The organism is Mesorhizobium sp. M2C.T.Ca.TU.002.02.1.1 (genome assembly GCF_003997225.1).
Window position 1 is genome coordinate 1 of sequence record NZ_RZTO01000512.1, and the last position, 4545, is coordinate 4545.

General features: G+C 64.3%; 6 protein-coding genes. 4 read left to right on the forward strand and 2 right to left on the reverse strand.

Annotated features, from left to right (window positions below; all coding sequences use genetic code 11):
• Nucleotides 1-195: 195 nt before the first annotated feature.
• From EOD07_RS23645 to clpS, 4 genes are all read left to right on the forward strand, one after another.
• Nucleotides 196-498 carry a hypothetical protein gene (locus EOD07_RS23645; protein ID WP_073986170.1) on the forward strand — a complete coding sequence of 101 codons (303 nt, stop codon included), beginning with the start codon at nucleotides 196-198 and terminating at the stop codon, nucleotides 496-498.
• 37 nt (nucleotides 499-535) lie between these two features.
• A complete protein-coding gene (locus EOD07_RS23650) occupies nucleotides 536-781 on the forward strand; it encodes a hypothetical protein (protein WP_073986169.1) in 246 nt (81 codons plus the stop codon).
• Nucleotides 782-931: 150 nt separating this feature from the next.
• On the forward strand, nucleotides 932-1246 hold the full coding sequence (locus EOD07_RS23655) for a hypothetical protein (protein WP_245470430.1): 315 nt from the start codon (nucleotides 932-934) through the stop codon (nucleotides 1244-1246).
• A 131-nt stretch (nucleotides 1247-1377) separates the two neighbouring features.
• A complete protein-coding gene (clpS, locus tag EOD07_RS23660) occupies nucleotides 1378-1683 on the forward strand; it encodes an ATP-dependent Clp protease adapter ClpS (RefSeq protein WP_040989718.1) in 306 nt (101 codons plus the stop codon).
• A 244-nt stretch (nucleotides 1684-1927) separates the two neighbouring features.
• Here the strand turns inward: clpS and EOD07_RS23665 are convergent, their stop codons facing one another.
• Nucleotides 1928-4015, reverse strand: coding sequence for a hypothetical protein (locus EOD07_RS23665; protein ID WP_127237169.1), 2088 nt, complete (start codon nucleotides 4013-4015; stop codon nucleotides 1928-1930).
• A 3-nt stretch (nucleotides 4016-4018) separates the two neighbouring features.
• A partial coding sequence (locus EOD07_RS23670) for a DUF4159 domain-containing protein (protein WP_164772466.1) occupies nucleotides 4019-4545 on the reverse strand: 527 nt, incomplete at its 5' end.

Sequence of the window (4545 nt, forward strand, 5' to 3'; positions counted from 1 at the left end):
CTCTCACACGATAGAATTCGGGCCACATCTTGGCCAGAGGTCGCGATCTCCGCGCCGTCCGGGTTCCCCAGAAACAATCCAGAAACAAAATTCTACAGTCGGGAAAAACTGGTGAAAAATTTAAAGGCCATAACCGGTGCCGTGGCGGTCAGGTCATCGGCTGCGACGCAAGTTTCGGAGTAACGGACAAGACCAATGCAGAGGTTCTGGATCAGCGTGATGGGTGCTTTGCTCAGCATATCGCTCATCACAGCCGCGGCCGGCGCCTCCATCGCAAAGGTTGCCCCGCTAACCCGGACCGAGCGCTGCACCAATCTGAGCCGTCAGGTTGACGAAGCCCTCGAAACCCATGCCGCGGCAACGCAGGTCACCGCGGCGAAAGCACTGCAAAGAAAGGGAAACCGGTTCTGCGCCAACAAGAAGCAGGCACAGGGAATCCGGATGCTCGCAAACGCTTTGAAGCTGCTTGGAGTGACGCCGGTCGACCCCGACCAGTGACGCTCATCCAGACCTGCAAGAAAAAGGAAATGAAGCCATGAAGAAGTCCATCCTCTCCGCCCTCGGCCTCGGTGTTGCTCTCGCCTTCGCGATGCCGGCTCTCGGCAACGCCCAGACGACGACCACCGCTCCGGCTGCTTCGACCGCGACCACCACGACCGCTCCGGCCGACACCACCGCCAAGCCGGCGAAGAAAGTCGTCAAGAAGGCCGCCAAGAAGCACAAGAAGGCTGCCAAGAAGGTCGTCAAGAAGACCGACAAGAAGGACGCTCCGAAGACCTGATCCAGGCTTCGGCATCATCTTGCAAAGCCGTTCCGGCCATCTCGGCCGGAGCGGCTTACGCGCGACGGAAGCCTTCTCAACCGACAGTTTCCGCCGCGCCTGGCGCGACCCTTAACCTGATTGCAATGCCGGTGCTGTAGGACAATCCGCATGAAGAAGCGGTTTTCGTCCCTGATGCGTTCGCTGACACTCGGCGGCCTGATCGTCACCGCCGCCGCGCGATCGTTGATCATCTTTACCGCAAGCCCCGTGCCGGATCCCGCCAGCGGCAGGACCGAGCCCGAGCTGTTCGCGCCGCTGATCTCTTCAAGCTTCGATTACATCACGCCGGCGCAGTCCTGGATTCTGCTCGTGCTGACCGGCGCGACGATGATCGGCTTTGCTGCCTGGATGCTCTTCGCGCTCCTGGAGCGCGGATCGGGTGGCCCCGGCAGGTCGCGCACGGCCGGGCGGCAGGGGCGTTGACCGGCAGGCGACGCTTCCCCACATAGGTTTTCATCACCTTGGCCCCGTTGCCGTCGCGCGGGGCAAATGGATGTGCGCGTTCCTGCGTGACAAAGTGAAACGAAAACCCAGTTCATCACTGGTGGATTCCGATGCCTGAAACCGTCCTCAAGCCCCGCACCAAGACGCAGCCGAAAACCGAGCGGCCGAAGCTCTACAAGGTCATCCTCGTCAACGACGATTTCACGCCGCGCGAATTCGTGGTGACGGTGCTCAAGGGCGAATTCAAGCTCAGCGAGGATCAGGCGCACCGCGTCATGATCACCGCGCATACGCGTGGCGTCTGCGTGGTCGCCGTGTTCACGCGCGACGTCGCCGAGACCAAGGCGGCGCGCGCGACCGATGCCGGCAAGGCCAAGGGCTATCCGCTACTGTTCACGACCGAGCCGGAAGAATAGGGGCCGGCGCCTTTCCTTCTCCCACAAGGGGCCTGTTGCGTAATTCAACCCAAGGCATTTGGACGTCAAAAGAGCCCGGCGTCGCGAGAATGTGGTTTCGGACAGGACTGTCTAGCAAGAAACTCGGTTCATTTCTCAGGCCATCAAAGCCACTTCTTAGAAATCCGTTCCGGACCTTTCAAAGTGATTTTGCACCTTCGGAATTATGAAACAGGCCCACAAGGGGAGAAGGGGAAGGCGGCACTCACCGCCCTTCGCGATACCACATCGAACCGATGGCGAGCAGCAAGAGGCCGAGGCCGAGGAAGCCGCCGAACAGCGGCACGCGCGACACGGCCTTGAGCGTGCTGTCGTCGGTCGTGCGCAGGCCGATCCAATCGTCGCCCGAAGCGGCCGCCGAGGAGCGGACCGGCACGATCGACGGTAAGGCCACGCCGCCGGCGAGATTGGCGAGCGTCGATGACGGCGCCAGCCGCCGCACGCTGCCGCCGGTCGCCTCGGCCGGCGCCTTCAGCCGGTTTTCGGTCGAGACCACGTCCTGGAATTCCGGCGCGTTGATCGGGCCGACATGGGCAAGCGCGGTGAGATCGCCATTGGCGATCTGGTAGAGGCCGATCTCGCTGGTCCGCAGGCTGCCGGTGAAGATGCCGGGCTCGGCTTTCTCGAGCTTCACCGTCACGGTCTTGCCCGAAGGCGTGATCACCTGGGCGGGACCCGGATCGTCGCTCATCGTCTGGCGGCGGATTTCGAGCACCATGCCGCGGCCGTCGGCGGTCAGCCGCTCCTCCTCCAGCTCCGGCTCCTTCATCAGCCAGTGGGCGATGCGACGGTAGAGCTGGACATGCGGGCCGCCGCCTTCGAAGCCGCGCGCCCACAGCCAGCCCTGGTCGGAGAGCAGCATGCCGACACGGCCTTCGCCCTTGCGGTCGAGCAGGAGCAGGGGCCGGTTGTCGGCGCCCTTCATCACCACTTCGCCTTCCGGGTTCTTGACGCCGATGGTGCGGAACCAGCGGCTCCAATGCGGCGGCTCGCTTGCCGAGCCGTCGAGCCCGCGCGTCACCGGATGGCGCTGGCCGAGATCGGTCAGGCGCGGATAGAAGGCCTTGTCCACCACCTCGCCGGTCGGCAAGGCCGGCAGCGCGGCGTTGAGCGGCGTGCGGGCAATGGAGTTTTCGCCGGCATATTCCGGGCCGGCCGCAATCAGCAGCGCGCCGCCCTTTTCGACATATTCGGAGATGTAGTCGTAATAGAGGATCGGCAGCACGTCGCGGTGCTGGTAGCGGTCGAATATGATCAGGTCGAAATCCTTGATCTTCTCGACGAACAGCTCGCGCGTCGGGAAGGCGATCAGCGACAATTCGTTGATCGGCGTGCCGTCCTGCTTTTCCGGCGGGCGCAGGATGGTGAAGTGGACGAGATCGACCGATGCGTCCGACTTCAAAAGGTTGCGCCAGGTGCGCTCGCCGGCATGCGGCTCGCCGGAAACCAGAAGCACGCGCAGGTTCTCGCGGATGCCGTCGACCAGGGCAATCGCCCGGTTGTTGGCGTCGGTCAGTTCGCCGGGTTCCCGGTCGATGCCGAGCTGGACGATGTTGCGGCCGGCATTGGGTATGGTGACCGAGAGCTTCATCGGCTGGCCGACGGTCGCGTGCTCGACCGAGACCTGCTCGCCATTGACCGAGACGCGAACATCCACCGGAGCGCCATCGCCTTCCGTCGAAATGACGCGGTAGGTCATGTCGAGCGGCTTGCCGACGAGACCGAAGCGCGGCGCGTTCTCGAAGCGGATGCGGCGGTCCTTCTCATGCTCGTTGCCGGTGATCAGCGCGTGCAGCGGCGCGTTGAACTCCGGCGTGCCGGCCGGCGCATCATGCACCTCGCCGTCGGTGATCATGATCGCGCCGCCGATGCGCGACGGCGGCACGTCGCGGAAGGCGCCCTCCAGCGCGCTGAACAGCCTGGTTTCGGTGCGCTCGTCGGCGGCTTCGGACTTGCCGGCCTCGACGACGCGGACATCGAACTGCTTGAAGCGGGCAAGACGCTGCTGAAGGCCCGCCAGCGCCTCGTCGGTCTGTTTGGTACGGCCGCCGATGTCCTGGCTCTGGCTGCGGTCGACGATGAGGGCGACGACGCTCTTCAGCGCCTCGCGCTCCTCGGCGAGGAAAACGGGATTGAGCAAAGCCGCGGCAAGCGCGAGCAGCGCGATGAAGCGCAATGCCGAGCCGCGCTGGCGGAACCACAGGCCGACCAGCGCCAGCAAGAGCAATGGCACGAAGAGCAGGCCCAAGAGCGGCCAGGAGAGAAGCGGTTCGAAAGAGATCGACCAGTTCATGACCTACTGCCCCAGCCGTTCGAGCAGCACGGGCACATGCACCTGATCGGATTTGTAGTTGCCGGTCAGCATGTACATCATGATGTTGACCCCGGCGCGCAGCGCGTAGACACGCTGCATCGGGTCCGGCGGCACGGTCGGCAGCATCGGATCGCCGTTCTCGTCGATCGCCCAGGCGCCGGCGAAATCATTGGCGGTGATCATGATCGGCGAGACGCCGTCGCCGGTGCGCACGGGGCGGTTCTCGGTGTTGCTGGCGTCGAGCGAGGCCTCGACCCAGAGCGGGCTGCCGTTGAAGCGGCCCGGAAACTCCGGAAGGATGAAGAAGGACTTTGTCAGCACGTGGTCGGACGGCACCGGCTCCAGCGGCGGCACGTTGAGATTGCCGAGGATGTCGCGCAGCCGCTCGGTCGCCGGGCTAGCCGAGCCGGCGCCGATGCCGTTGGAGAACTGGTCTCGGGTGTCGAACAGGACCGTGCCGCCCTGCTGCATATAGGCATCGATGCGGGCGATCGCCGCCTGGCTGGGCA

Coding starts and splice junctions, on each gene's coding strand:
- EOD07_RS23645 (WP_073986170.1), top strand. CDS start 196: ATGCAGAGGTTCTGGATCAGCGTGATGGGTGCTTTGCTCAGCATATCG.
- EOD07_RS23650 (WP_073986169.1), top strand. CDS start 536: ATGAAGAAGTCCATCCTCTCCGCCCTCGGCCTCGGTGTTGCTCTCGCC.
- EOD07_RS23655 (WP_245470430.1), top strand. CDS start 932: ATGAAGAAGCGGTTTTCGTCCCTGATGCGTTCGCTGACACTCGGCGGC.
- clpS (WP_040989718.1), top strand. CDS start 1,378: ATGCCTGAAACCGTCCTCAAGCCCCGCACCAAGACGCAGCCGAAAACC.
- EOD07_RS23665 (WP_127237169.1), bottom strand. CDS start 4,015: ATGAACTGGTCGATCTCTTTCGAACCGCTTCTCTCCTGGCCGCTCTTG.